The following is a 21,433-nucleotide window of genomic DNA, read 5'->3' as shown; positions in this document are numbered from 1 at the left end:
GAGGGCTACGGACAGTTTTCCGCGGCGGTGCGACGGCCTCACCCGTCGTCCCGTGCGGCGGCGTCGAGCGTGACGGCGATGCCGGTGTGCGGGCGACTGCCGCGCCGTACGATCGCGGCCGGCCGGTCGACCAGCCAGAACTGCCAGGTGTACTTGGCGGCGATCAGCTTGCGCACGCGGTCCAGCTCCGCCCCGTCGAGCAGCCGCGCCGTACCCGGGGCGCCCACCACCCCCGGCGCGGTCCGCCCGCGCGCGTCGCAGGGGGTCACCAGCGCTTTTCCGTTGTTGCGGATCCGCTTGACCTTCCAGGAGTCCGAGCGGGTCCAGATGAACAGCTCACCGCCGTCCACCGCGTGCCAGACGGGCGTGGCGACGCCGGTGCCGTCCTTGCGGTAGGTGGTGAGACTCACGTAACGGCTGCGTCCGAGTTCGTCGAGGTTGGTCACGCACCGGACCCTACGCGCGCGCCGCGCCGGAGTCACGGGCCGTCAGGCCGGTACCGGCGCGCAGTTCACCGCGATCTCGTCCATCGACAGGCCGAGCGCCCCGGCGAGCGCCGCCACGGTGAAGAAGGCGGGCGTCGGGGCGCGGCCGGTCTCGATCTTGCGGAGCGTCTCGGCGGAGAGGCCGGCGACGGCGGCGATCTCCACCATGCTGCGCGGGCCGCGCGCCTCGCGGAGGAGCCGGCCGAGCCGCTCGCCTCGCTCGCGCTCTTCCGGGGTGAGGGGATTCCGTACCATTCCGTCATTGTAATACCGGCGCGGTGTTATCCGCGCCGGTATATTTATTGGAGCGCTGGAGGTCGGAACCGCCTCACTCCAGCGGTTCGATCCACACGTTCCTGAAGCGGACCTTGTTGCCGTGGTCCTGGAGACGGATCGCGCCCGTGGCGGCCGATTCGGCGTTGCCGCTGCCGGTCGGTCCGTCCACCGCCACCTTGTCGTGGACCAGGACACCGTTCCACACCACGGTGATCCGGGCGTCCTCTGTCTTGCGGCCCTCGGCGTCGAAGCGGGCCGCGCGGAACACGATGTCGTAGGTCTGCCAGGTCTCCGGCGCGGTGGCGGCGTTCCGGTCGGCGGCCTTCTTGTTGTAGATGGCCCCGGCGGTGTCCAGGCCGGGTTCCGCCACTCCGAAGGAGTCCAGGATCTGGATCTCGTACCGGTCCTGGAGGAAGATGCCGCTGTTGCCGCGGGCCTGGCCCGTGACATCGTCCGGCATCAGCGGCACCCGGAACTCGGCGTGCAGCCTGAAGTCCCCGAAGGCCTGTTTGGTGCGGATGTCGCCGCAGCACACCTCGACGGAGTTCTCGGCGGCGTGCGGCCAGGTGACGGAGCGGCCGTCGGTGTGCTGCCAGGCGGTGGCGAGACTGCCGCCGGAGAACAGGTCGATCCGGCTGCCCGGCGGGCGTACCTCGATCATGTCGAGGTTGACATGACCGGTGTCCTCGGCCCTGTTGGTGTACGTGAGGGTGTTGTGCCCCTTGCGCAGGGTGAGCCGCTCGGTCCGGGTGGCCCAGCGGTTCCAGGCGCCGGTGGAGGGGAGACCGGTCTGCCGGATCTCCCCGCCGTTGACGCCGACCCCGATGGTCTTGGTGCCGGTGAAGGGGTCAGGGCCGTTGGCGTAGCGCAGTGCCACGTCGTACGCGCCCTTCGCGGGCACGGTGACATCGAGCGTGACGGTGGCGCCCTTCTTGCCGAAGCCGTCGACGAAGCCGCCGCCGGTGTAGCCGGCGTGCTCGGTGTCCCGGTCCGCGCCGCCGGTCAGGCGCCCCGACTCGGCGTCGTACGAGGTGACGGGCGTCTCGGGGCCGGGACGCGCGTTCAGGGTGTACCAGGCCTCGGTGGACCAGAGGCTCTCACCGGTGGCCGAGGCGAACGGGCGCGGCGAGCGGAGATGCACCACCCGGTCGGTCTTCAGCCCCGGGATGGTGAGCCGGACCGTGCGCCGGTCGCCGGAGAGCCGGGCCGCCGTGACGGGCAGGGTCTCCTCGTCGACCTTGGGGCCGCCGTACGCCGGGGTGGGGACGTAGCGCCACTGCTCGACGGAGTAGGCGCCGTCGGTCAGCCGGGCGGCCGTCTCCTCCGACAGGGGCTGGGTGTAGGTGAGTTCGAAGCCGTCGCGGGTGGCGCGCATGGTCTTCATGTCGAACGGGTTCTCGCCGTTCGGTGTCAGTTTCTGGAGGCCGAAACGGAGTTTGCCCGTCTGGCCCCAGTTGCCGTCGGCGCCGAGGCCGCCGACGTAGATCGCGCCGTCCGGTCCGGTGCTGATCCGGGTGACGCCGGCCTCCAGGCCCTGGGTGTGCCGGAACACCGCGCCCTGGTACTCGCCCTTCACCTTCTCCAGGTCGGCGCGCTGGAGTCCGCCGTAGGTGACGTCACCGAAGAGCATCTGTCCGGCGAAGGGGCCCTTCTTCAACAGCATCGGTGTGCTGGGCGAGTTGGCTATCTCGTTCTGCGGCAGCCAGAGGACCGGTTTGGTGACCGTACGGTCGTCGAACGGTCCGGCCGGTTCGGTGAAGTGGTTGAAGAACCTGTCCTTCTTGATGTGGAGGAGCTTGGAGGCGGGCAGCCAGCCGCCCTGGTTGTCGGTGACGAAGAGTTCGTCTCCCGGGCCCCGGCCGATCCCGTTCGGTGTGCGCAGGCCGCCGGCCAGGTAACTGACCTTTCCGGTCTTCCTGTTCACCTTGATGGTGGTGCCGCGGTTCTCGGCGGGCTGCGGACGGGTCGTCGCACCGCCCTGGTTGATGGCGACGGAGAGGTTCAGATAGAAGTCCCCGCGCTCGTAGAGGAGTCCGAAGGCGAACTCGTGGAAGTTGCCGCCGTACGGCCACCCGGCCACCTTGCGGAGCGTGTCCGCGGAGTTGAGGCGCCTGAGGTCGGACACCTCGGTCAGCTGGTGCTTCTCCGAGACGTACAGCTTTCCGTCGACGTACTTGATCCCCATCGGCTCCTTGAGGCCTTCGGCGATCTTCGTGTAGGTGACCTTCTCCGGTCCGGTCTTCCCCGTCACATGGTCGAGGATGTAGACCTCGCCCGCCGTGTTGCCGCTGCCGCCCCAGGTGGTCACGGCGAGCCTGCGGTCAGGCAGCCAGTCCATCGCGGAGACCTGCGGCGTGAAGCCCTCGGGGCGCAGATCGGTGAGCGTGTAGCCGGGGTTGACCGAGGTCAGCGGGAGGCCGTCGCCGGGGGTGTCGTAGACGCCCTCGCACTCCTTGCGGCCGGGGGAGGTGACCCGGACGACACCGGCGTCGGTGCTGAGCACGGAGTTCGGGACGAGGGTGAAGGAGTCCGCGCCCGGTGGCTTCCACTGGAGGGTTACCTGCTGATCGTTGTAGCGGTCGAAGTGGTCGATGCGCAGGGGGTGGTAGCCGGGCGCGAGGGCGATCTCGCCGTCCTTGGGCGTGGCGCCGTGCAGTCCGTCGTGGTCGATGACCTGCCGGTCGCCGATGAAGAGACGGGAGCCGTCGTCGCTGATCAAACGGAAGGTGTAGGTGCCGTCGGCGGGGATGTCGATGTTGGCGGTGATCTGCGACACGAAGAGGTCGTTGAATCCGAAGCCCTCGGTGGAGGACCAGTCGATGGTCGGGAGCAGTCTGTCGACGTTGGGGGTCTGGGCCGGTTTGAGGTCGCAGAGCTTGCTCAGCGGCGTCTGGACGTCGAAGACCCGGAGCGTGACTCCGGGTTCCTGGGGCGGCAGGTCCGCGAAGGGATTCTCGTCCGCCTCCGCGACGGGCGCCGCGAGCCCGCCGACGAGGAGGGCCGTGAGGAGCGCCCCGGCGAATCTTCGGGGACCACGGCGCTGATGGATGCTCAGGTGCGTGCGGGGCGTCACTCTGCCTCCTGCTGTGCGCTGCGGGGCAGCGCGGCCGGGGAGCGGAACCTTCCGTGCGAGAGCGACGCCCAGAGTACGAAGTACGCACGGAACCGTCCACACTTTGTCCACGATGAGTTCAAACTCGTGGACGGACCGGTGCGGACGGCGTCCCCGGCCCCCGCCGGGCGCGGTGGTCCGGGCCCGGCAGGGGTGGATCAGCGGGTGTGTGTCAGCAGGTGTGTCAGCGGGTACGGCCCGACGGGTGGACGACCATCGCGGAGCCGCCTCCCCTGCGTACCGTCTCCGCCGCCGCCAGCCAGCGGCCGTCCGGGAGCCGCTGGACCCCGGTCGCCGCGCCGATCTCGGCGTTCTGGCTGAAGACGTGCCCGAGCGCCTCCAGCCGCTGGCGTACCGGGCTGTTCCACAGCCCCGGCTCCAGCTCGGTCGCCGCCGCGTTGCGCTGGCTCGCGCGCGGCGCGGCGATCGCGTCGACCAGGGGCAGACCGCGGTCGAGATGGCCGGTCAGGGTCCCCAGCACGGTGGTGATGATGGTCGCGCCGCCCGGCGAACCGAGCGCCACGACCGGCAGGTTGTGGCGGTCGAGCACGATCGTCGGCGAGATGGACGAGCGCGGGCGCTTGCCGGGTCCCGGCAGGTTCGGGTCGTGGACCGCCGGGTTGGCGGGGGCGAAGGAGAAGTCCGTCAGCTCGTTGTTGAGGAGGAAGCCCCGGCCCGGCACGGTGATGGCGCTGCCGCCCGTCGACTCGATGGTCAGCGTGTACGCGACGACGTTGCCCCACTTGTCGGCGACCGTCAGATGCGTGGTGTTCTCGCCCTCGAAGGTCGTGGGCGCGGCGGTGCCGCCCGTGGCGCACGGCGTGGGGTCGCTCGGATCACCGGGCGCGAGCGGGCTCCTGAGGACCGCGTCGTCCTTGATCAGGCAGGCGCGGGAGTCCGCGAACCGCTGCGAGAGCAGGCCCTTGACCGGTACGTCCTCGAAGGCCGGGTCACCGACCCAGCGGCCCCGGTCGGCGAACGCGATCCGGCTCGCCTCTATGTACCGGTGCAGATACCGCTCCTCGGTGGCCTTCGAAAGGTCCGTGCGCGCCAGGATGTTGAGGGCCTCGCCGACGGTCGTACCGCCCGAGGACGAGGGCGCCATGCTGTACACGCCGAGGCCGCGGTACGAGACCTTCGTCGGCTCCTGCCGCTTCGTGCGGTACGCGGCGAGGTCCTGGACCGTCAGGTCGCCGGGCCGGACGGTCCGGGCGGCGGCGGGGTCGACGGGCGGGTTCCGTACCGTACGGACGATGTCGCGGCCCAGCTCGCCCCGGTAGAGCGCGTCGGTGCCCTTGCGGCCCAGCTCCGCGTAGGTACGGGCCAGATCGGGGTTCTTGAAGACCGAGCCGACGACCGGCAGTTCGCCGCCGGGCAGGAACAGCTTCGCGGTGTCCGGGAAGTCCGCGAACCGTGCCTGGTTGGACTGCGTCTGCGAGCGGAACGTGCTGTCGACGGTGAACCCGTTCCGCGCGATCCGCTCGGCGGGCTTCAGCACCTGCCCCAGCGACCGGCTGCCCCAGGCGCGCAGCGCGGTGTCCCAGGTGGCGGGTGTGCCGGGGGTGCCGACGCCGAGCCCGCTGGTGACCGCCTCCGCGAACGGGATCGGGGCGCCGTTCTCCAGGAAGAGCGACCGGTCCGCCGACTTCGGCGCGGTCTCCCGGCCGTCGATGGTCCGCACCGTACGGGACTTGGCGTCGTAGTGGACGAAGTAGCCGCCCCCGCCGATGCCCGCGGAGTACGGCTCGGTCACGCCGAGCGCGGCGGCGGTGGCGACGGCCGCGTCCACGGCGTTGCCGCCCTGCCTGAGCACCTCGATCCCGGCGGCCGAGGCGTCGGCGTCGACGCTGGCAACCGCTCCCCCGTACCCCGTCGCGACCGGTGTCTTCTCGACGGGCGGTGTCGCCGGGAGTGGCGGCGCCGCGGCGCCGACCGACAGCATGGCCGCGGCGACAGCCACCACAGAGACATTCCGCGCAACGGAGCGACGCATCCGTACCTCCAGTCAGGAACCTTCCGCGCAGGGTAACTTCACCTGCCCCTCCCCGTCAGGAGCGCACTACCATGCCCGCTCATGAATGACGACATACGCAACATCGTGCTCGGTGTCGCCGCCGCCGGGGTCAGCGGCGCGCTGGGCTGGCTCGCCCGTACGTACCTCTGGCGGCGCCGGCTCCGCCGGAAGCAGGCGTTCTTCGGGCTGCCGGGCAACTCCGCGTGTCTGCTGGTCGTCAACCGGGAGGCGGGCGGTGACGGCGCGGTGCACCGCAACGACGTCTTCGCGCTGCTGGAACTGGCCGCGCTGATCAAGGAGTGCGGGGCGCACGCCGAGATCGTCCAGCACGACACCGCGCGCCGCGGTTTCGGTGAGCAGTCCGAGTTCTGCCTCGGCGGGCCGGGGTCGAACCGCCGGATGGCCGCCCATCTGTCCACCCTGCTGCCGGGGATCAGAATGAACACGGAGCCCGAGCCCAGAGCCGAGCGCGGCGCCCTGCGGATCGGCACCGACTACTACCGTATGGAGCCCGGCGCCGTCGAGTACGTCCTGCTGGCGCGGCTGACCGTGGGCGAGGGCGCGCGGCCCGTCTTCCTCTTCTGCGGCCAGCGGTCGATCACCAACCAGGCGGCCACCCGCTATCTGACCCGCCGCCACGAGAGGCTGGCGCGGCAGCACGGCGACAAGTCGTTCTGTCTGCTGCTGAAGGTCGTCAACTCGGGGGCGTACGGACCCGATGTGGTGGAGCTGGTGGCGGACGTCACCCGGGAGGCGCTCGTCCCGTTCCCCGAACCCCGGCCGGAGCCCTCGGTGTCCGGCGGCTGACCCGGCCGGGCTCCGGCTCGGGGCTCCGGGCTGCCGGGGTCAGGACCCCGGGCACAGCCCGACCGGCGCGCAGCTGACCTTCTCCCCGTGGATCGAGAAGTGATCTCCGGCTGCCGCCGGGCGGGCCACTGCCCGGTACCTGCTACCGCTGCTACTGCGCGCCCGGCAGCAGCGTTCCTGGGGATGCCGGGGCGGGACCCGCGGCATCGGTTCTCGGATTGCGCCGCTGCCGCCCGGCCAGCCAGTGGGCGAACCAGGAGAGCAGCATGCACATCCCGATGTAGATCGGTGAAATCACCATCACCACGGGGATGAACGGCAAATCGTAGTCGAGATTCGAAGCGATGAGCTTTCCGGCATGGAGGAACTCCTCATAGGTGATCAAATATCCCAGCGATGTGTCCTTGAGAGCGACCACCAGCTGGCTGATGATCGTGGGCAGCATGGCGCGGACCGCCTGCGGCACCAGCACGTACGTCATGACCTGCGTCTTGCGCATGCCGAGCGCGTACGCCGCCTCCCGCTGACCGCGCTCGACCGAGTTGACTCCGGTGCGGAACACCTCGGCGAGCACGGAGCCGTTGTAGAGCGTGAGGCCCGCCACCAGCGCGGGCAGGGCCTGCACCTTGAGCGCCACGAAGATGAAGAAGATCATCACCAGTACGGGCATCGCCCGGAAGAACTCGACCAGGGCGGTGGCGATCCAGCGCACCGGCCGGTGTTCCGAGAGCCGCCCCGAGGCGAGGACCGCGCCGAGGACGAGTGAGAGCACCGCGGCGTACGCGAACGCCTTGAGGGTGTTGGCGAGCCCGGTCAGCAGCAGGTCCTGGATGCCCCGGTACTCGAAGGGCGACCACTTGACCGCGGTGAACTGGCCGGTGTCGAAGAGGAGATAGAGCAGCCAGCCGAGGAGGGCGGCGATCGCCGCCGTCGCCACCACCCCGTACAGGCGGTGCCGGCGCCGGGTCCTCGGGCCGGGGACGTCGTAGAGGGCGGTCGGCCCGGCGGTGACGGTCGCACGCCTCACCGGGCGGTTCGTGAGGCGGTTCGTCAGGCGGTTCATCGGGCCGTCCCCCAGCGCTTCTCCATGACGTTGAACAGCGCGCTGATGGCCAGCGTGATGATCAGGTAGCCGACGGCGATCCAGACGAACGTCCAGATGATGCTGTAGCCCAGCTCGTTGAGGGTCTTGTACGTGCCGAGCAGCTCGGTCACGCTGAAGGCGCCCGCGATCGCCGAGTTCTTGGCGAGGGCGATCAGGGTGGAGCCGATGGGCGGGATGACCGTACGGAACGCCTGTGGCAGCACCACCCCGCCGAGCGTCTGCCCGAAGCGCATACCGAGGCTGCGCGCGGCCTCGCCCTGTCCCCGGGGCACGGTGTTGATGCCCGAGCGCAGCACCTCGCAGATGAACGCGGAGGTGTAGCAGCCGAGCGCGAGGACGGCGAAGAGCTGGAAGGGCAGCACCAGACCGAAGCGCGGCAGCCCGAGCACCACCGCGAAGAAGAGCAGCGTCAGCGGGGTGTTGCGCAGCACGGTGACCCAGACGGTGCCGAGCGCGCGCAGGGAGCGGATCGGCGCGACGCGGAACGACGCCATCAGGAAGCCGAGCGCGAGCGCGAGCAGGGAGGCGTAGACGGTGAGTTCGACGGTGCCGAGGAAGCCCTTGGCGAAGAGCGGGAAGTTCTTGGTGAGTACGTCCATGGCGTCCGCCTCAGCTCGCCGGGTAGCGGTCGATGGGCGGCGGCGGGGTGGCCCGGCGCCCGGAGAGGCCGAGCGTCGCGTCGTACGCCTTCTGCCAGTCGCCGTCGCGTTCGTGGACGGCGAGGGCGTCGTCGAGGGCGAGGCGCAGGGCGTTGTCGCCGCGCGGCACGCCGATGCCGTACGGCTCCTTCGAGAACGGCCTGCCGACGACCTTCAGCTCCTTGGGCACCTTGGCGGCGTAGCCCTGGAGGATGGTGTCGTCGGTGGTGACGGCGGCGACCTGGTAGGTGAGCAGATTGTCGACGCAGACGGAGTACGTGTCGTAGCCGACGAGTTCGGCGCGCGGGTAGTCGTGCCGCATCCGCTGGTACGGGGTGGAGCCGGTGGCCGAGCAGACGCGCTTGCCGGCGAGGTCGTCGGGGCCGTTGATGCCGTGCTCGTCGGTCCTTACGAGCAGGGACTGGCCGGCCAGGTAGTAGGGCCCGGCGAAGCCGACGAGCTTCTTGCGGTTGTCGTTGATGGTGTAGGTGCCGACGTAGTAGTCGATCTGCCCGTTCTGCAACGCGGTCTCGCGGTTGGCGGAGGCGATCGTACGGAAGCTGATCGTCTTCGGGTCGAAGCCCAGGGACGCCGACATCATCTTGGCGATCTCGATGTCGAAGCCCGAGTAGACGCCGGTGGCGGGGTCCTTCTCACCCATGTACGGCTGATCCTCCTTGGCGCCGACGACGAGGTGCCCGCGCCGCTGGGCGGCCCGCCAGGTGGGCGAGTCGGGGAGCCGGAAGCCCCGGTCGATCCGGTAGTGGGGCAGGGCCTCGGCGCGGGGGCCCTTGACGGGCGGGCTGCCCGACTTGCCGCAGCCGGCGGCGAGCGGCAGCGGCACGAGGAGGGCGAGCAGCAGCGCGGTCAGTGTTCTTCTCACGGTCCCGCCCCCGCTCAGTGCTTGAGGATCTTGGAGAGGAAGTCCCGGGCCCGCTCGCTCGCCGGGGCCGTGAAGAAGTCCTCCGGGGTACGGTCCTCGACGATGCGGCCGTCGGCCATGAAGACCACGCGGTTGGCGGCGGAGCGGGCGAAGCCCATCTCGTGGGTGACCACGACCATGGTCATGCCGTCCCGGGCGAGCTGGCGCATGACTTCGAGGACCTCGTTGATCATCTCCGGGTCGAGCGCCGAGGTCGGCTCGTCGAAGAGCAGCGCCTTGGGGTCCATGGCGAGCGCGCGGGCGATCGCGACGCGCTGCTGCTGACCGCCGGAGAGCTGCGCGGGCAGCTTGTCCGCCTGGTCGGCGAGGCCGACGCGGTCGAGGAGTTCCAGGGAGCGCCGGTCGGCGTCCTCCTTCTTCCGTCCCCGTACCTTGATCTGCGCGAGGGAGACGTTGGCCAGCACGGTCTTGTGCGCGAAGAGGTTGAACGACTGGAAGACCATGCCGACTTCGGCGCGCAACCGGGCGAGTCCGCGGCCCTCCTCGGGCAGGGGCCGCCCGTCGATGGTGATCCGGCCGGACTCGATGGTCTCCAGCCGGTTGATGGTCCGGCAGAGCGTGGACTTCCCGGATCCCGAGGGGCCGATGACCACGACCACCTCACCGCGCGCGACCGTGAGATCGATGTCCCTCAGGACATGCAGCTGCCCGTAGTACTTGTTGACGTCACGGAGTTCGATCACCGGATCGACTGCCATAAACCCTGCCCCACCCATTCTCGGCTGTGTCGAGGTCCGCGCAAACTATCCAGCCGGGCAAGGGACTTCGCACACGACACGCACATGCGGGGCATAAGCCGTATTTACTGCTCAGGGGGTACGGGGTGGGGCGTTCCCCGGCGGCGCTCCCGGTCAGCCCTCCGCGGCCTCGCCGTACACCTGGGACAGCTCGGGCGCTCCGGTGGCCGCCCATTCGAGACCGGCCTCGACGACCTGGATCTCCCGACCGGAGGGCAGCCGTACCACCGGGTGGCCGCCGGGCCAGATCTGCCAGACGGCGCCGGGGACCGTACGGACGATCACCGTGCCGAGGTACAGGCCCGCGTCGTTGCCCAGCCAGGGCAGCTCCTCCGGGTCGTCGCGCCAGCGCGGCGGCAGCTGGTCGAGCGCCTCCAGCGAGGCCGGGGAGTCGTCGAGTGCCAGCCCGTGCTGCCCTGCCCGGACACGCAGCAGCTCGCACTCGGCGAGCAGCTCGGCCACGCCCTCCGGGTCGCCGCCGGCGACGGACGGCGCGCCGGCGTCACCGCCCTGTCGCTTGCGCCAGTTGTCCAAGAAAGGGATGTTCATGCTGGCCAGCCTGCCATTACCGCAGCCCGGACACCATAGGGGCTCGCGGCCCGAGCAGCACGGGCAGTTCGCTCAGCGCGTTCTGGGTCACCGTGGGTTTGTGGCGCAGCCGCTCGGGGGGAACGGCGAGCGTCAGGTGCGGGTGGCGTTCGTACAGCGCGGCGAGGGCCACCTGTCCCTCCAGCCGGGCCAGGGCGGCTCCCACGCAGACGTGCGGGCCGTGGCCGAAGGAGATATGGCGGTGGGGCGAGCGGGTGAGGTCGAAGTCGCCGGCCGTCGGGCCGTGCCGGCGCTCGTCGCGGCCGATCGCGCCGTAACAGACGATGAGGGCCTCGCCGCGCGGGAGCACGGTGTCCCCGACGGGTACGTCCTCGGTGGCGAAGCGGATGAGGAAGTTCGAGTTCGGCGCGGAGTAGCGCATGGTCTCCTCCACGACGGCGTCCCAGCCGACGGCTCCCGAGCGGACACGCTCCAACTGGTCGGGGTGGGTGGAGAGGTTGACGACGGCGTTCACGATCAGGCAGACGGTGGTCTCGTAGCCGGATCCGATCATCAGTTGCAGGGTGCTGACGATCTCCTCGTCGGTGAACGGATCGTCGGTGAACGGGCCCTCGCTTTCCGGCTCGCCGACGAGCGCGCTGGTCAGGTCGTCACCGGGGCGGGCCCGGCGGGCGGCGGCCAGGGAGCGCATCACCGCGGTCAGCTCGGCCTGGTTGGCGGCCACCTCGGCCGGGGACGTCTGTGTGGAGAGGAACGTGTCGAACAGGGGCTGGAGTCCGGCCCGTTGTGCGGGCTCGACGCCCATCAGCTCGCAGACGACGCTCATCGGCAGCGGAAGGGCGAAGGCCGCCTTCAGGTCGACCGGTTCCCCGTCGTCCGGGAGCGCGTCGAGGAGTTCCCGGGTCAGCTCGGTGATCCGGGCCCGCATGCCCTCCACCCGCCGGGAGTTGAGCGCCCGTGCGACGGGGCCGCGCAGCCGGCGCAGGTCGTCGCCGTCCACGGTGAACATGGACCGGCCGTGGTCGGCGATCCCGATCAGCGGCCAGCCGGCCGGGATCTCACCGCGCTGCCGCGCACTCCAGACGCCGATGTCCTTGACCAGGCGCGGATCGGTGAGCAGACGTCTGGCCTCGTCGTGGTGGGTGACGGCCCACGCGGGTACCCCGCCGGGCAGTTCGACCGCGGCCAGCGGACCGGCCGCGCGCAACCGGGCGTTCTCGTCCTCGATGTCCCTGACGAGCGGGTCGAGGACCAGACGGGCGGCGGGACAGTGCGGACGGGGCTCGGGCGGAAGGGGCATGCGCGGTCTCCGGGGCGGTGGTGGATGGCGGTCGGCCGGTCATCGCGGGCCGGCGCGGGCGGGGATCAGTTCAGGAGCCGGCGGCGGGCCGCGCCCAGTTCGGCGAGCGTCGCCGGGGCGTTCGGGGATCCGCCCAGCAGGGAGGGTCCCGTACCGACGAAGTGCGCGCAGACGCCGACGTGCGCCGCGTACGCCTCCTCCAGGGCCGTACGCAGGTCCCGGCCGGACGCGGACCCCGCTCGTGCCCGGGGTGTCCGCCCCCAGGTTCGCAGCTGGTCGATCAGGACCCGGTGGTCGGCGGACCAGAGCCCGGAGAAGCCCGGCAGCGGCTGGTGCGGGGGCTCCATGGAGGGGCGGATCAGCTTCTCGTAGTCGGTCGCTGGGAAGTCGGAGGCGATACGGAGGGCCGCCGTACCGGCCCGCAGACAGACGGCCGCGGCGGCGGCTCCCCGGTCGGCGGCCGCGGGGTCGGTGGCGTGGACGGCCTGCGCGATCCCGACGGTGGTGGCCTGGATGAGCGCGAAGAAGAGCCGGTGCCCGTGGAGCCAGCGCGCCGGCCCGTCGGCGGCGGCCGACGCGGAAGCGCTGCGTCCGGCCGAGCGGCCGGTCAAGCCGACGGCGGCGAACACCTCGTCGAATACGGGTTCGTTCACGGCCTCGGGGAGCCGGGCGCGGACGGCGCCGAGGGTCTCCCGGAGTGCGGCGGCGAGGAGTTCCGCGGGGCGGCGGGAGGAGCGGCTGACGCGAAAGTAGGCGTCATAGGCGGCCTCGCGGGGGTCCGGCAGCACGAGGGCGGGCGTGTCCGGCGGTACGGGTCCGGTGCCGGCGGCGGCGCTCAGGCCGTCGAGGCCAGCGGGCAGCCGGTCGGGCGGGGCGAGGACGAGTAACGGGATATGGCATTCCATAGCGGGAGAAAAGGTAGCCCACGATTCCCTGGAGTTCGCCATCACGTCTCTCGGTAACGAAGCCGACCCGTTCCGGGCCGCCGTCCACGAGGCCGTCGACCGCCTCCTCGGCCACTGGAGCGCTCTGGCGGACGAGCGGCTGCCGGTGGTGCCGGTCCACGCGCCCGGCGCGACCGCCGCGGCCCTGCCCTCGGAGCCGCCCGAGCAGGGCGAGCCGCTCGACCGGATCCTCCGTGACACCTGGGACACCGTGGTGCCCGGCCTGGTCCACTGGCAGCACCCGGCGTTCCTCGCCTACTACCCGACCGGCAACTCGCCCGCCTCCGTGCTCGCCGAACTGGTGACCGCCGGGCTGGGCGTCCAGGGCATGATGTGGGCGACCGGGCCGGCGGCCACCGAGCTGGAACAGGTCGTCACCGACTGGCTCGCCAAGGCGCTCGGCCTGCCCGACCACTTCCTCCACACCTCCGGCAACGGCGGGGGCGTGATCCAGGACTCGGCCTCCTCCGCCGTCCTGGTCGCCACCGTCGCGGCCCTGCACCGGGCCTCGCGAGGGCGGTGGCGCGACCACGGCACCGAGGGCCGCTACCGGCTGTACCGCACGGACGAGGCCAACGCGTGCGTGGCCAAGGCGGCCCGCGTCGCCGGCCTCGGCGCGAGCGCCGCCGTCCCCACCCTGGCAGGCACCGCGCGCATGGACCCCGACGCGCTGCGCGCGCGGATCGCCGCCGACCGCCGGGCCGGCGCCGTACCGGCGATTGTGGTCGCCACCGTGGGCACCACCAACACCTGCGCGGTCGACCCGCTGGCGGACCTCGGCCGGATCTGCCGCGACGAGGGGGTGTGGCTCCATGTCGACGCCGCCTACGCGGGCCCGGCGGCCCTCTGTCCCGAGCACCGGTGGCTCAACGACGGGGTCGGGGCGGCCGACTCCTACGCCGTCAACGCCCACAAGTGGATGCGGACCGGCACCCCGTGCAATGTGATGTGGACCGCCGACCGCCGGGCCCTGACCGACGCCATGAGCATCACCCCGTCGTATCTGCGCAACGGCGCCAGCGAGAGCGGGCAGGTGGTCGACTACCGCGACTGGCAGATCCCGCTGGGCCGGCCCCTGCGCGCCCTCAAACTCTGGTACGTCATGCGCGCCCACGGCCTCGACGGACTGCGCGCCGCCATCCGCCACGATGTCCGCATGGCGGAGCTGCTGGCCGGACTCGTGGCCCGTGAGAACGGCTTCGAACTCGTCACCCACCGGCTCGGCCTGGTGGTCTTCCGCCTCGACACCGACCGGCGGACCCGGGAGGCCGCCGGCCGGCTGGCCGAGGACCCCACCGTCCTGCTCACGCCCAGCACCGTCGACGGCCGCCCGGTCCTGCGCGCGGCCGTGGGCTCGCCCCTGCTCACCGAGGCCGGCGTGCACCGCGTCTGGCGGACGGTCCGCGGCCACGCACGGGCCTGCGCCTAGGGCCTGTGTGGGGTTGTGATCTGGATCAGGGAGCGGGGCGTGGTGCGTGCGATCGCAAGGCGCCGAGATGCCCTCGTAGCGGAGCTACTAGGGCATTTCGGCAACGCCGCGAGCGTGCGTGCCACGCCCCGCGAGCCCAGATCACAACCCCACACAGGCCCCAGAGCCGGAGAGCGTCAGACGTCGAGGTCGACGACCACCGGAGCGTGGTCGGAAGGGCTCTTGCCCTTGCGCTCCTCGCGGTCGACGTAGCTGTCCTTGACGGCTCCGGCGAACGGGGCGTTGCCGTAGACGAGGTCGATGCGCATACCGCGGTTCTTCGGGAAGCCCAGCTCGCGGTAGTCCCAGTAGGTGTACGGGCGGTCGTACTTGAGCGGGCGGGGCACCACATCGGTGAGGCCCTGCTCGCGCAGCGCGGCGAGCGCGGCGCGTTCGGCGGGGGTGACATGGGTGGCGCCCTCGAACCGGGACAGGTCCCACACGTCCTCGTCGGCCGGGGCGACGTTGAAGTCACCGAGGACGGCGAAGGGACGGGGACCTGCCGCGTCGTCGGCCACGGCCGTGCGCAGCGCCTCGAACCAGGCGAGCTTGTACGCGTAGTGGTCGTGGGCCACCTCGCGGCCGTTGGGCACGTACACCGACCAGAGCCGGACCGGGCCGCAGGTCGCGGAGATCGCGCGCGGCTCGGCCACGCCCTCGTACTCCGGGCCGCCGGGCAGCCCCTTGACGACATCGGTCAGCCCGGCCCGGGACACCAGCGCCACCCCGTTCCACCGGCCGGTGGCGTGCACGGCGGACTCGTACCCCAGCTCCCGCAGCGCCTCGGCCGGGAACTGCTCCTCGGTGCACTTGGTCTCCTGGACGCACAGCACGTCCGTACCGCTGCTCTCCAGCCAGGCCAGCAGCCGGGGCAGCCGGGCGGTGATCGAATTGACGTTCCAGGTGGCGATGCGCATGAGGGACAGCCTAGCGGCGGGGTACGACAACGCCCGTCGCGGCGATCCCCGCGGCGATCACAGGTCGATGGATTCGCCCGGCGCGAGCCGCCCGTGCTCCGCCCCGCCCAGCGCGCCGATCTGGTGGTCGTAGACGGGCCGCGCCAGCTCGCTGAGCAGGGCGTCGTGGACGTCGAGGGAGCGCCGCGGCTTCACCTCGCGGACGTACTCGATCACCTCGGAGATCTTGCTCCAGGGCGCCTGTACGGGCAGCAGCAGCGTGTCCACCGGGTGATCGGGCACGGTCAGCGCGTCGCCCGGGTGGAAGACCGAGCCGTCAACGAGATAGCCGATGTTGGTGATCCGGGGGATGTCCGGGTGGATCACGGCGTGCAGTTCGCCGTAGACCCGTACGTCGAAACCGGCCGCCGAGAAGGCGTCGCCGTGGCCGACGGTGTGGACCCGGCCGGGGAACGCGGCGGAGAGCTGACCGGCGACGCTGCCCAGCGTCCAGAGTTCGGCGGCGGGACCGGCTTCGAGCGCGGCCCGCAGCCGGTCCTCGGCAAAGTGGTCGGCGTGCTCGTGGGTGACGAGGATGACGTCCGCGCCGATCGCGGCGTCCGCCTCGGTGAAGGCGCCCGGGTCGATGACGAGGGTGCGCCCGTCCTTCTCCAGCCGTACACAGGCGTGTGTCTTCTTCGTGAGCCTCATCGCCGCGCCCTTCTCTCGTTCCGTACCACTACTGCTACTGCTACCGCTGTCGCTGTCGCCCCCGTCCATCCTGCTACGTCTCCGGCGTCGTCTCCTCCCGGATCACGGCGCCCGCGACCCGGAACGCCGTGTTCGCGGCCGGTACCCCGCAGTAGACGGCCGTCTGGATCAGCACTTCGCGGATCTCGGTCGGGGTGAGGCCGTTGCGGAGCGCGGCCCTGGTGTGGAAGGCCAGCTCGTCCAGGTGTCCGCCGGCGATCAGCGCGGTCAGGGTCACCGCGCTGCGGGTGCGGCGGTCCAGACCGTCCCTGGTCCACACCTCGCCCCAGGCGTAGCGGGTGATCAGCTCCTGGAAGTCGCCGGAGAAGCCGTCGGCGGCGGCCGTGGCCCGGTCCACATGGGCATCGCCCAGCACCTCCCTGCGTACGCGCATGCCCGCGTCGTACGGGTCGGCGCGGCCGGTGGTGACCGCCTGCGGCTGTTCGGCGGCGGGGGCGATCTCGGCGACGGGTCCGGCCGGCGCGGAGGCCATCGGCCGGTCCATCCGGTCGGGCATCACCATCAGGCTCGTGGAGGTGTCGGAGGGGTTGAACCAGGCGGTGGCGAAGTGGTGCACGAGCAGATCAGTGACGGCGGCGGGCTGCTCGACCGGCGCCAGGTGGGAGGCGCCGGGGACCAGCGCGAGCCGGGCGTCCGGGATCCCGGCGACCAGCGTCCGCGCCTCGGCGGGCCCGGTGACCTGGTCCTCGGCGCCGACCAGCACGAGCGTCGGGACGGCGATACGGCCCAGCTCCGCCCGGATGTCGAAGGCGGCGAGCGCCTCGCAGGCGGCGATGTAGCAGCCGGGGTCGGTCGTCCTGACCATCTGCACGGCCCATTCGACGATGGCGGGCTGCGCGCCCGCGAAGCCCGGCGTGAACCAGCGCTCGGGCGCGGTACGGGCCATCGGGTCGAGGCCGTTGGCGCGGACTATCACCCCCCGCTGCCGGAACTCGTCGGCCGTACCGAACCGGGGCGAGGCCGCGACGAGCGCGAGCGAGGCGATCCGGTCCGGGCGGCGCAGCGCCAGTTCGGCGCCGATGGCCCCGGAGATGGAGCAGCCCACGTACCCGAAGCGCTGGACGCCGAGCATGTCGAGGGTGGCGAGCAGCCGCTCCGCCAGCTCGGACACGCTGGTCGCCGGGTGGGCGGGCGCGCCGCCGTGACCGGGGAGATCGAAGCGGAGCACGCGCCACTGCCGGGCCAGCTCGGGCACCTGGCGGTCCCACATGTGCCAGGTCGTGCCGAGGGAGGGGCCCAGAATCAGGATCGGCGCGTCTTCCGGCCCGTCCAAGCGGTACTGCAGGGTCTTTGTTGTCGTGTCGCTCACCTGCTCACGCTCCCATATCCGGCCCCGGGCCCGGCGCCCCACCCCGGCGCCCGGACCGCCGGTGGTCAGGGCGTGGTGGTCGAGACGACGAAGACCCGGGGGAATCCGGGGTCGGTCAGGTCCACGATGATGTCCTGGCTGGGACGCGGGGAGGGCTGGTGGTGGCTGGTGCCCGCCCAGGCGTGGCCGGGGATGTCGAAGTTCCAGCCGACGGCCGCCCGGTCGCGGGGCGGGATGGTGAGGGCGCCCGGCCTGAGCGCGGAGCGGTTGGTGCCCAGCTCGGTGAGGAACGTGTCGAGCCGTCCCGAGGTGACGTCGAACTGGACGTACAGCCGGCTGGTGCGCCAGTTGCTCGTCTCGTAGTAGCGCACGTCCGTGGCGCCCACCGGGACGGGCACCTCGAAGACGCGGCGCTTCATCTTGGACGGGCGCAGGTGCTGGAGGCCGGTGGCGGAGGACTCCACCTCCTTGTCCCGGCCGCTGTCGCGGCTCTGCGCGGCGGAGATCACCAGATAGCCGGCCGGGATGCCGATGAGCAGCACGATGACGATGGCCGTCAGCCAGCGGCGGCGGTTGCGGTGGCGCCGGTCCTCCGCCGGTCCCCCGCCGGGGCCGGGCGCGGAGCCCTGGCCCGGCACGGCCGGTGCGCCGGCGCCGCCGTCCCCCGTACCGGCGCCGCCGCCAGCGGTGAGGTGCGTGGTCGCGTTCCCGGTCACGACGGCGGGTCCTGGGGCGCTCGGGGGCTGCGGATGGCCTGCGCGTAGCGCTCGTACCGCTCGTACCGCTCCACGCGGCGGCGCTTGGCGCGGCGGAAGCGCCGGGCCACCAGCCGGGAGAGGTCGGCGGCGCCGACCATGCCGGCCTCGGGGCCGAGCTGCGCCTTGGCGATACGGGCCTCGGGACGGTAGCCGCGGCCGGTGAGGTTACGGCGGAACGCGTCGCGGGCCGGGCCGATGAGCAGATCGTCGGCGGCGCTGACCCCGCCGCCGATGACGAAGCAGGACGGGTCGAGCGCGGCGGCCAGATTGGCGATGCCGACGCCGAGCCACTGGCCGATGTCCTGGAAGAGCTCGATGCACATGGCGTCGCCCTCGCGGGCGAGTTCGGTGATGAGCGGGCCGGTGATCTCGTGGACGTTGCCCTTGACCCGGTCGATGATGTTGTACGCGACCGGGGAGTCGGCGGCGGCCAGTTCACGGGCCTCCCGGACGAGGGCGTTGCCGGAGCTGTACTGCTCCCAGCAGCCGCGGTTGCCGCACGGGCAGCGGTGGCCGCCCGGGACAACCTGCATATGGCCGAACTCGCCGGCCACGCCGAACTTGCCGCGCTTGACCTGGCCGTCCTCCAGTATGGCGCCGCCGATCCCGGTGCCGAGGGTGATCATCACCAGATGGTCCTCGCCGCGGCCGGCGCCGAAGCGCCACTCCGCCCAGGCGGCGGTGTTCGCGTCGTTGTCGACCATCACGGGCACCGCGAGCCGCGAGGAGAGCGCGTCCCTCAGGGGCTCGTCGCGCCAGGCGAGGTGCGGCGCGAAGAGGACCTTGGAGCGGTCGGCGTCGACCCAGCCGGCCGCGCCGATCCCGACGGCGTGCACATCGTGCCGGTCGGAGAGGTCCAGGACCAGCTCGACGATGGTGTCCTCGACGACCCGGGGGCTCTTGGACTTGTCGGGCGTCTCGGTCCTGAGCTTCTCCAGGATGTTGCCGTCCGGGTCGACGACGCCGGCCATCACCTTCGTACCGCCGATGTCGATACCGACGGTCGGTACGCGGGGGGCGGTGAGCAGGGAGCGGCGCTCACGGGTGCCGACGGTCCGCAGGACGGTGGCGCGGGCGGTGCCGCGGTGCGCGAAGTCGCGGTAGGTGCTCATCGGCCGGTCCCCCTCGTGTCCTTCGGCTCGGTCTGGCCGTACCGGGTGGGGCGGCGGCTGGGTGCTCGCACGAGTCGTGTCGTCCCTGCGGGGTCGGGGGCCGGCCGGCCCGGACGGGCGGCTGGCGGCGGACGGTGTCCACCCCGGCGATTGTGCCATCCGAGGAGGGCGGGGCGCCTGTGCGGCCCGGTGCGGGGCCGCGCAGCGCGTCGTCCGGGGCGGAAAGTGACGGCGGAAAGTGACGGCGGGAAGCGGAAAGCGGACAGGGCGGAGAGTTACGGGAGTCAGGACGCGGGATCAGGCTCCGGGGTTCCCCGCGCCGTCCGCGTCCCCGCCGTCCGCTGGGGCGGGCGCGGCCGGGGTCCGTGCCAGCTCGTGGCTCAGCTCCTCCAGCTCGGAGCCGCCCGCCATCTGGCGGGTCAGCTCGTCGAGGGTGACGGAGTCCTTGGTGTGGCTGCCGGCCATCGTGCCGCGCTTGAGCAGGACGAACCGGTCACCGACCAGATACGCGTGGTGCGGGTTGTGCGTGATGAGGACCACTCCGAGTCCCGCGTCGCGGGCGGCGGCCACGTACTTGAGCACCACCCCGGACTGCTTCACGCCGAGGGCGGCGGTCGGTTCGTCCAGGACGAGGACCCTGGCGCCGAAGTGCACGGCGCGGGCGATGGCCACGCACTGGCGCTCACCGCCGGAGAGCGTGCCGATCGGCTGGTCGACATCGCGCAGGTCGATGCCCATGCGCAGCAGCTCCGCGTGGGTGGTCGCGCGCATCCGGGCGACGTCGAGCCGCTTGAAGGGCCCGCGGCCGATCCTCGGCTCCGAGCCGAGGAAGAAGTTCCGCCAGACGGGCATCAGCGGGACGACCGCGAGGTCCTGGTAGACGGTGGCGATGCCGAGGTCGAGGGCCTCGCGCGGGGAGGAGAGGGCGACCGGCTCGCCCTCGATCAGGAACTCGCCCGCGTCGTGCTGGTGCAGACCGGCGATGATCTTGATGAGGGTGGACTTGCCGGCGCCGTTGTCGCCGAGGACGCAGCTGATCTCGCCCGCGTTGACCTCCAGCGACACGTCTTCGAGGGCGCGTACGTTGCCGTAGCGCTTGCTGATGCCGTCCAGCCGGATCAGGGAGTTCGTCGGATCCGTCATCGGGTCGCCTCCGCGCGCCTGCGCACCCACGCGTTGAGCAGGGTGGCCAGAAGGAGCATGGCGCCGAGGAAGAACTTGAACCAGTTCGGGTTCCACTCGGCGTACACGATGCCCTTGTCCGTCATACCGAAGATGAGCGCGCCGACCGCCGCGCCGATCGCGGAGCCGTAGCCGCCGGTGATCAGGCACCCGCCGATGACGGCGGCGACGATGTAGATCAGCTCCTTGCCGACGCCCTCGCCGGACTGCACCACGTCGAACGAGAACAGCAGGTGCTGGCCCGCGATCCAGGCGCTGAAGGCCACGCCCATGTAGAGCAGGATCTTGGTCCGGACGACCGGGACGCCGACCGCGCGGGCGGCGTCGGTGTTGCCGCCGACCGCGAAGATCCAGTTGCCGAAGCGGGTGCGCAGCAGGATCCAGGTGGCCACCGCGATCAGCACGGCCCACCAGAGGATCGTCACCTTCAGCTCGACGCCACCCAGGGTGAGCTGGGAGGCGAAGACCTTGCTCGCCGAGGGGAAGCCCTCCATGTCGGCGATGCTCTTGGTCGAGACGGTGCCGCTGATCTGCTTCGTCAGGCCCAGGTTGAGGCCGGTCAGCATCAGGAACGTGCCGAGCGTGATGATGAAGCTCGGCAGTTTCGTCCGGGTGAGCATCACCCCGTTGAAGGCCCCGATGGCGAGGGTGACCAGCAGCGACACCCCGACGCCGACCCAGACGTTCGCGGTCATCTGGAAGCTGAACATCGAGGAGATCAGCGCCGAGCTGGTGACCAGCACCCCGGCGGAGAGGTCGAACTCGCCGCCGATCATCAGCAGCGCCACCGGGACCGCCATGATCCCGATGGTGGAGGCCGCGTACAGAACGGTGCCGAAGCTGGCGGCGCGCAGGAACGAGTCGGCCGTCAGGGCGAAGAAGAGGAAGACCGCGGCGGCGCCGGCGACGGAGCCCAGCTCGGGCCGGCCGAGCAGTCTGCGCGGCAGGGAGGTACGGACCAGCCGCTCGTCGCCGCCGCCGCGCGGCCCGGGACCGCCGCCGTCCGCGGTGGGTGCGGCGGGTGCGG

General features: G+C 71.6%; 20 protein-coding genes. 2 read left to right on the top strand and 18 right to left on the bottom strand.

The genetic code is table 11. The features are described 5' to 3' along the window. Positions 1–38: 38 nt before the first annotated feature. The 4 genes from AB0389_RS12190 to ggt form a co-directional block, all read right to left on the bottom strand. Positions 39–446 carry a PPOX class F420-dependent oxidoreductase gene (locus AB0389_RS12190; protein WP_366395254.1) on the bottom strand — a complete coding sequence of 136 codons (408 nt, stop codon included), beginning with the start codon at positions 444–446 and terminating at the stop codon, positions 39–41. Positions 447–488: 42 nt separating this feature from the next. Further along, positions 489–740, bottom strand: a complete 252-nt coding sequence (locus AB0389_RS12185) for a helix-turn-helix transcriptional regulator (protein ID WP_366395253.1) — start codon at positions 738–740, stop codon at positions 489–491. Positions 741–813: 73 nt separating this feature from the next. Further along, positions 814–3,834: a family 16 glycoside hydrolase gene (locus tag AB0389_RS12180; protein WP_366395252.1), complete on the bottom strand. Its 3,021-nt coding sequence runs from the start codon at positions 3,832–3,834 to the stop codon at positions 814–816. Between the two features lie 223 nt (positions 3,835–4,057). Continuing rightward, a complete protein-coding gene (gene ggt / locus AB0389_RS12175) occupies positions 4,058–5,866 on the bottom strand; it encodes a gamma-glutamyltransferase (protein WP_366395251.1) in 1,809 nt (602 codons plus the stop codon). An 81-nt stretch (positions 5,867–5,947) separates the two neighbouring features. Here ggt and AB0389_RS12170 point away from each other — a divergent pair, with 81 nt between their 5' ends. Next, positions 5,948–6,694, top strand: a complete 747-nt coding sequence (locus AB0389_RS12170) for a hypothetical protein (protein ID WP_366395250.1) — start codon at positions 5,948–5,950, stop codon at positions 6,692–6,694. Between the two features lie 151 nt (positions 6,695–6,845). Here AB0389_RS12170 and AB0389_RS12165 read toward each other — a convergent pair whose 3' ends face one another. The 7 genes from AB0389_RS12165 to AB0389_RS12135 form a co-directional block, all read right to left on the bottom strand. Continuing rightward, positions 6,846–7,721: an amino acid ABC transporter permease gene (locus AB0389_RS12165; protein WP_366395249.1), complete on the bottom strand. Its 876-nt coding sequence runs from the start codon at positions 7,719–7,721 to the stop codon at positions 6,846–6,848. Between the two features lie 32 nt (positions 7,722–7,753). Next, complete coding sequence (locus AB0389_RS12160) at positions 7,754–8,398, bottom strand: amino acid ABC transporter permease (RefSeq protein ID WP_366395248.1); 645 nt, start codon at positions 8,396–8,398, stop codon at positions 7,754–7,756. 10 nt (positions 8,399–8,408) lie between these two features. After that, positions 8,409–9,320, bottom strand: a complete 912-nt coding sequence (locus AB0389_RS12155; RefSeq protein ID WP_366395247.1) for a glutamate ABC transporter substrate-binding protein — start codon at positions 9,318–9,320, stop codon at positions 8,409–8,411. A 14-nt stretch (positions 9,321–9,334) separates the two neighbouring features. Next, the gene (locus AB0389_RS12150) at positions 9,335–10,078 is read right to left on the bottom strand and encodes an amino acid ABC transporter ATP-binding protein (protein ID WP_366395246.1); all 744 of its coding nucleotides are present in this window, start codon (positions 10,076–10,078) and stop codon (positions 9,335–9,337) included. Positions 10,079–10,231: 153 nt separating this feature from the next. Beyond that, on the bottom strand, positions 10,232–10,666 hold the full coding sequence (locus tag AB0389_RS12145) for a DUF6278 family protein (protein WP_366395245.1): 435 nt from the start codon (positions 10,664–10,666) through the stop codon (positions 10,232–10,234). A gap of 16 nt (positions 10,667–10,682) precedes the next feature. Continuing rightward, the gene (locus AB0389_RS12140; protein WP_366395244.1) at positions 10,683–11,966 is read right to left on the bottom strand and encodes a cytochrome P450; all 1,284 of its coding nucleotides are present in this window, start codon (positions 11,964–11,966) and stop codon (positions 10,683–10,685) included. 65 nt (positions 11,967–12,031) lie between these two features. Further along, the gene (locus tag AB0389_RS12135; RefSeq protein WP_366395243.1) at positions 12,032–12,871 is read right to left on the bottom strand and encodes a hypothetical protein; all 840 of its coding nucleotides are present in this window, start codon (positions 12,869–12,871) and stop codon (positions 12,032–12,034) included. Between the two features lie 148 nt (positions 12,872–13,019). On the opposite strand from AB0389_RS12135, the gene AB0389_RS12130 reads away from it, so the two are divergent. After that, positions 13,020–14,339 (top strand): pyridoxal-dependent decarboxylase, encoded by a 1,320-nt coding sequence (locus AB0389_RS12130; RefSeq protein WP_366395242.1) that lies wholly within the window; start codon positions 13,020–13,022, stop codon positions 14,337–14,339. A gap of 176 nt (positions 14,340–14,515) precedes the next feature. Here AB0389_RS12130 and AB0389_RS12125 read toward each other — a convergent pair whose 3' ends face one another. The 7 genes from AB0389_RS12125 to AB0389_RS12095 all read right to left on the bottom strand — a co-directional run bounded on the left by AB0389_RS12125 (position 14,516) and on the right by AB0389_RS12095 (position 21,368). Further along, positions 14,516–15,295, bottom strand: coding sequence for an exodeoxyribonuclease III (locus tag AB0389_RS12125; protein ID WP_366395241.1), 780 nt, complete (start codon positions 15,293–15,295; stop codon positions 14,516–14,518). Positions 15,296–15,352: 57 nt separating this feature from the next. Beyond that, on the bottom strand, positions 15,353–15,985 hold the full coding sequence (locus AB0389_RS12120) for an MBL fold metallo-hydrolase (protein ID WP_366395240.1): 633 nt from the start codon (positions 15,983–15,985) through the stop codon (positions 15,353–15,355). Between the two features lie 73 nt (positions 15,986–16,058). After that, positions 16,059–17,354, bottom strand: coding sequence for a 4-carboxymuconolactone decarboxylase (gene pcaC, locus AB0389_RS12115; protein ID WP_366395239.1), 1,296 nt, complete (start codon positions 17,352–17,354; stop codon positions 16,059–16,061). 65 nt (positions 17,355–17,419) lie between these two features. Beyond that, positions 17,420–17,914 (bottom strand): hypothetical protein, encoded by a 495-nt coding sequence (locus AB0389_RS12110; RefSeq protein ID WP_366395286.1) that lies wholly within the window; start codon positions 17,912–17,914, stop codon positions 17,420–17,422. A gap of 152 nt (positions 17,915–18,066) precedes the next feature. Further along, on the bottom strand, positions 18,067–19,224 hold the full coding sequence (locus AB0389_RS12105; protein ID WP_366395238.1) for an ROK family glucokinase: 1,158 nt from the start codon (positions 19,222–19,224) through the stop codon (positions 18,067–18,069). A 297-nt stretch (positions 19,225–19,521) separates the two neighbouring features. Next, complete coding sequence (locus AB0389_RS12100) at positions 19,522–20,367, bottom strand: ATP-binding cassette domain-containing protein (protein ID WP_366395237.1); 846 nt, start codon at positions 20,365–20,367, stop codon at positions 19,522–19,524. Continuing rightward, positions 20,364–21,368, bottom strand: a complete 1,005-nt coding sequence (locus AB0389_RS12095; protein WP_366395285.1) for an ABC transporter permease — start codon at positions 21,366–21,368, stop codon at positions 20,364–20,366. The genes AB0389_RS12100 and AB0389_RS12095 overlap by 4 nt, the downstream gene beginning before the upstream one ends. Positions 21,369–21,433: the final 65 nt, after the last annotated feature.

This window comes from Streptomyces sp. NPDC093109 (genome assembly GCF_040701725.1).
In the GTDB taxonomy this organism is placed as follows: Bacteria; Actinomycetota; Actinomycetes; order Streptomycetales; family Streptomycetaceae; genus Streptomyces.
The sequence above is the reverse complement of the archived record's forward strand: the minus strand, read 5'-3'. Positions and strand labels throughout refer to the sequence as shown.

Excerpts from the sequence above, each read along its gene's own strand:
- AB0389_RS12100 (WP_366395237.1), bottom strand. The coding sequence starts at position 20,367 with ATGACGGATCCGACGAACTCCCTGATCCGGCTGGACGGCATCAGCAAG.
- AB0389_RS12125 (WP_366395241.1), bottom strand. The coding sequence starts at position 15,295 with ATGCGCATCGCCACCTGGAACGTCAATTCGATCACCGCCCGGCTGCCC.
- AB0389_RS12105 (WP_366395238.1), bottom strand. The coding sequence starts at position 19,224 with ATGAGCACCTACCGCGACTTCGCGCACCGCGGCACCGCCCGCGCCACC.
- AB0389_RS12120 (WP_366395240.1), bottom strand. The coding sequence starts at position 15,985 with ATGAGGCTCACGAAGAAGACACACGCCTGTGTACGGCTGGAGAAGGAC.
- AB0389_RS12185 (WP_366395253.1), bottom strand. The coding sequence starts at position 740 with ATGGTACGGAATCCCCTCACCCCGGAAGAGCGCGAGCGAGGCGAGCGG.
- AB0389_RS12170 (WP_366395250.1), top strand. The coding sequence starts at position 5,948 with ATGAATGACGACATACGCAACATCGTGCTCGGTGTCGCCGCCGCCGGG.
- AB0389_RS12145 (WP_366395245.1), bottom strand. The coding sequence starts at position 10,666 with ATGAACATCCCTTTCTTGGACAACTGGCGCAAGCGACAGGGCGGTGAC.
- AB0389_RS12150 (WP_366395246.1), bottom strand. The coding sequence starts at position 10,078 with ATGGCAGTCGATCCGGTGATCGAACTCCGTGACGTCAACAAGTACTAC.
- ggt (WP_366395251.1), bottom strand. The coding sequence starts at position 5,866 with ATGCGTCGCTCCGTTGCGCGGAATGTCTCTGTGGTGGCTGTCGCCGCG.
- AB0389_RS12135 (WP_366395243.1), bottom strand. The coding sequence starts at position 12,871 with ATGGAATGCCATATCCCGTTACTCGTCCTCGCCCCGCCCGACCGGCTG.
- AB0389_RS12160 (WP_366395248.1), bottom strand. The coding sequence starts at position 8,398 with ATGGACGTACTCACCAAGAACTTCCCGCTCTTCGCCAAGGGCTTCCTC.
- AB0389_RS12140 (WP_366395244.1), bottom strand. The coding sequence starts at position 11,966 with ATGCCCCTTCCGCCCGAGCCCCGTCCGCACTGTCCCGCCGCCCGTCTG.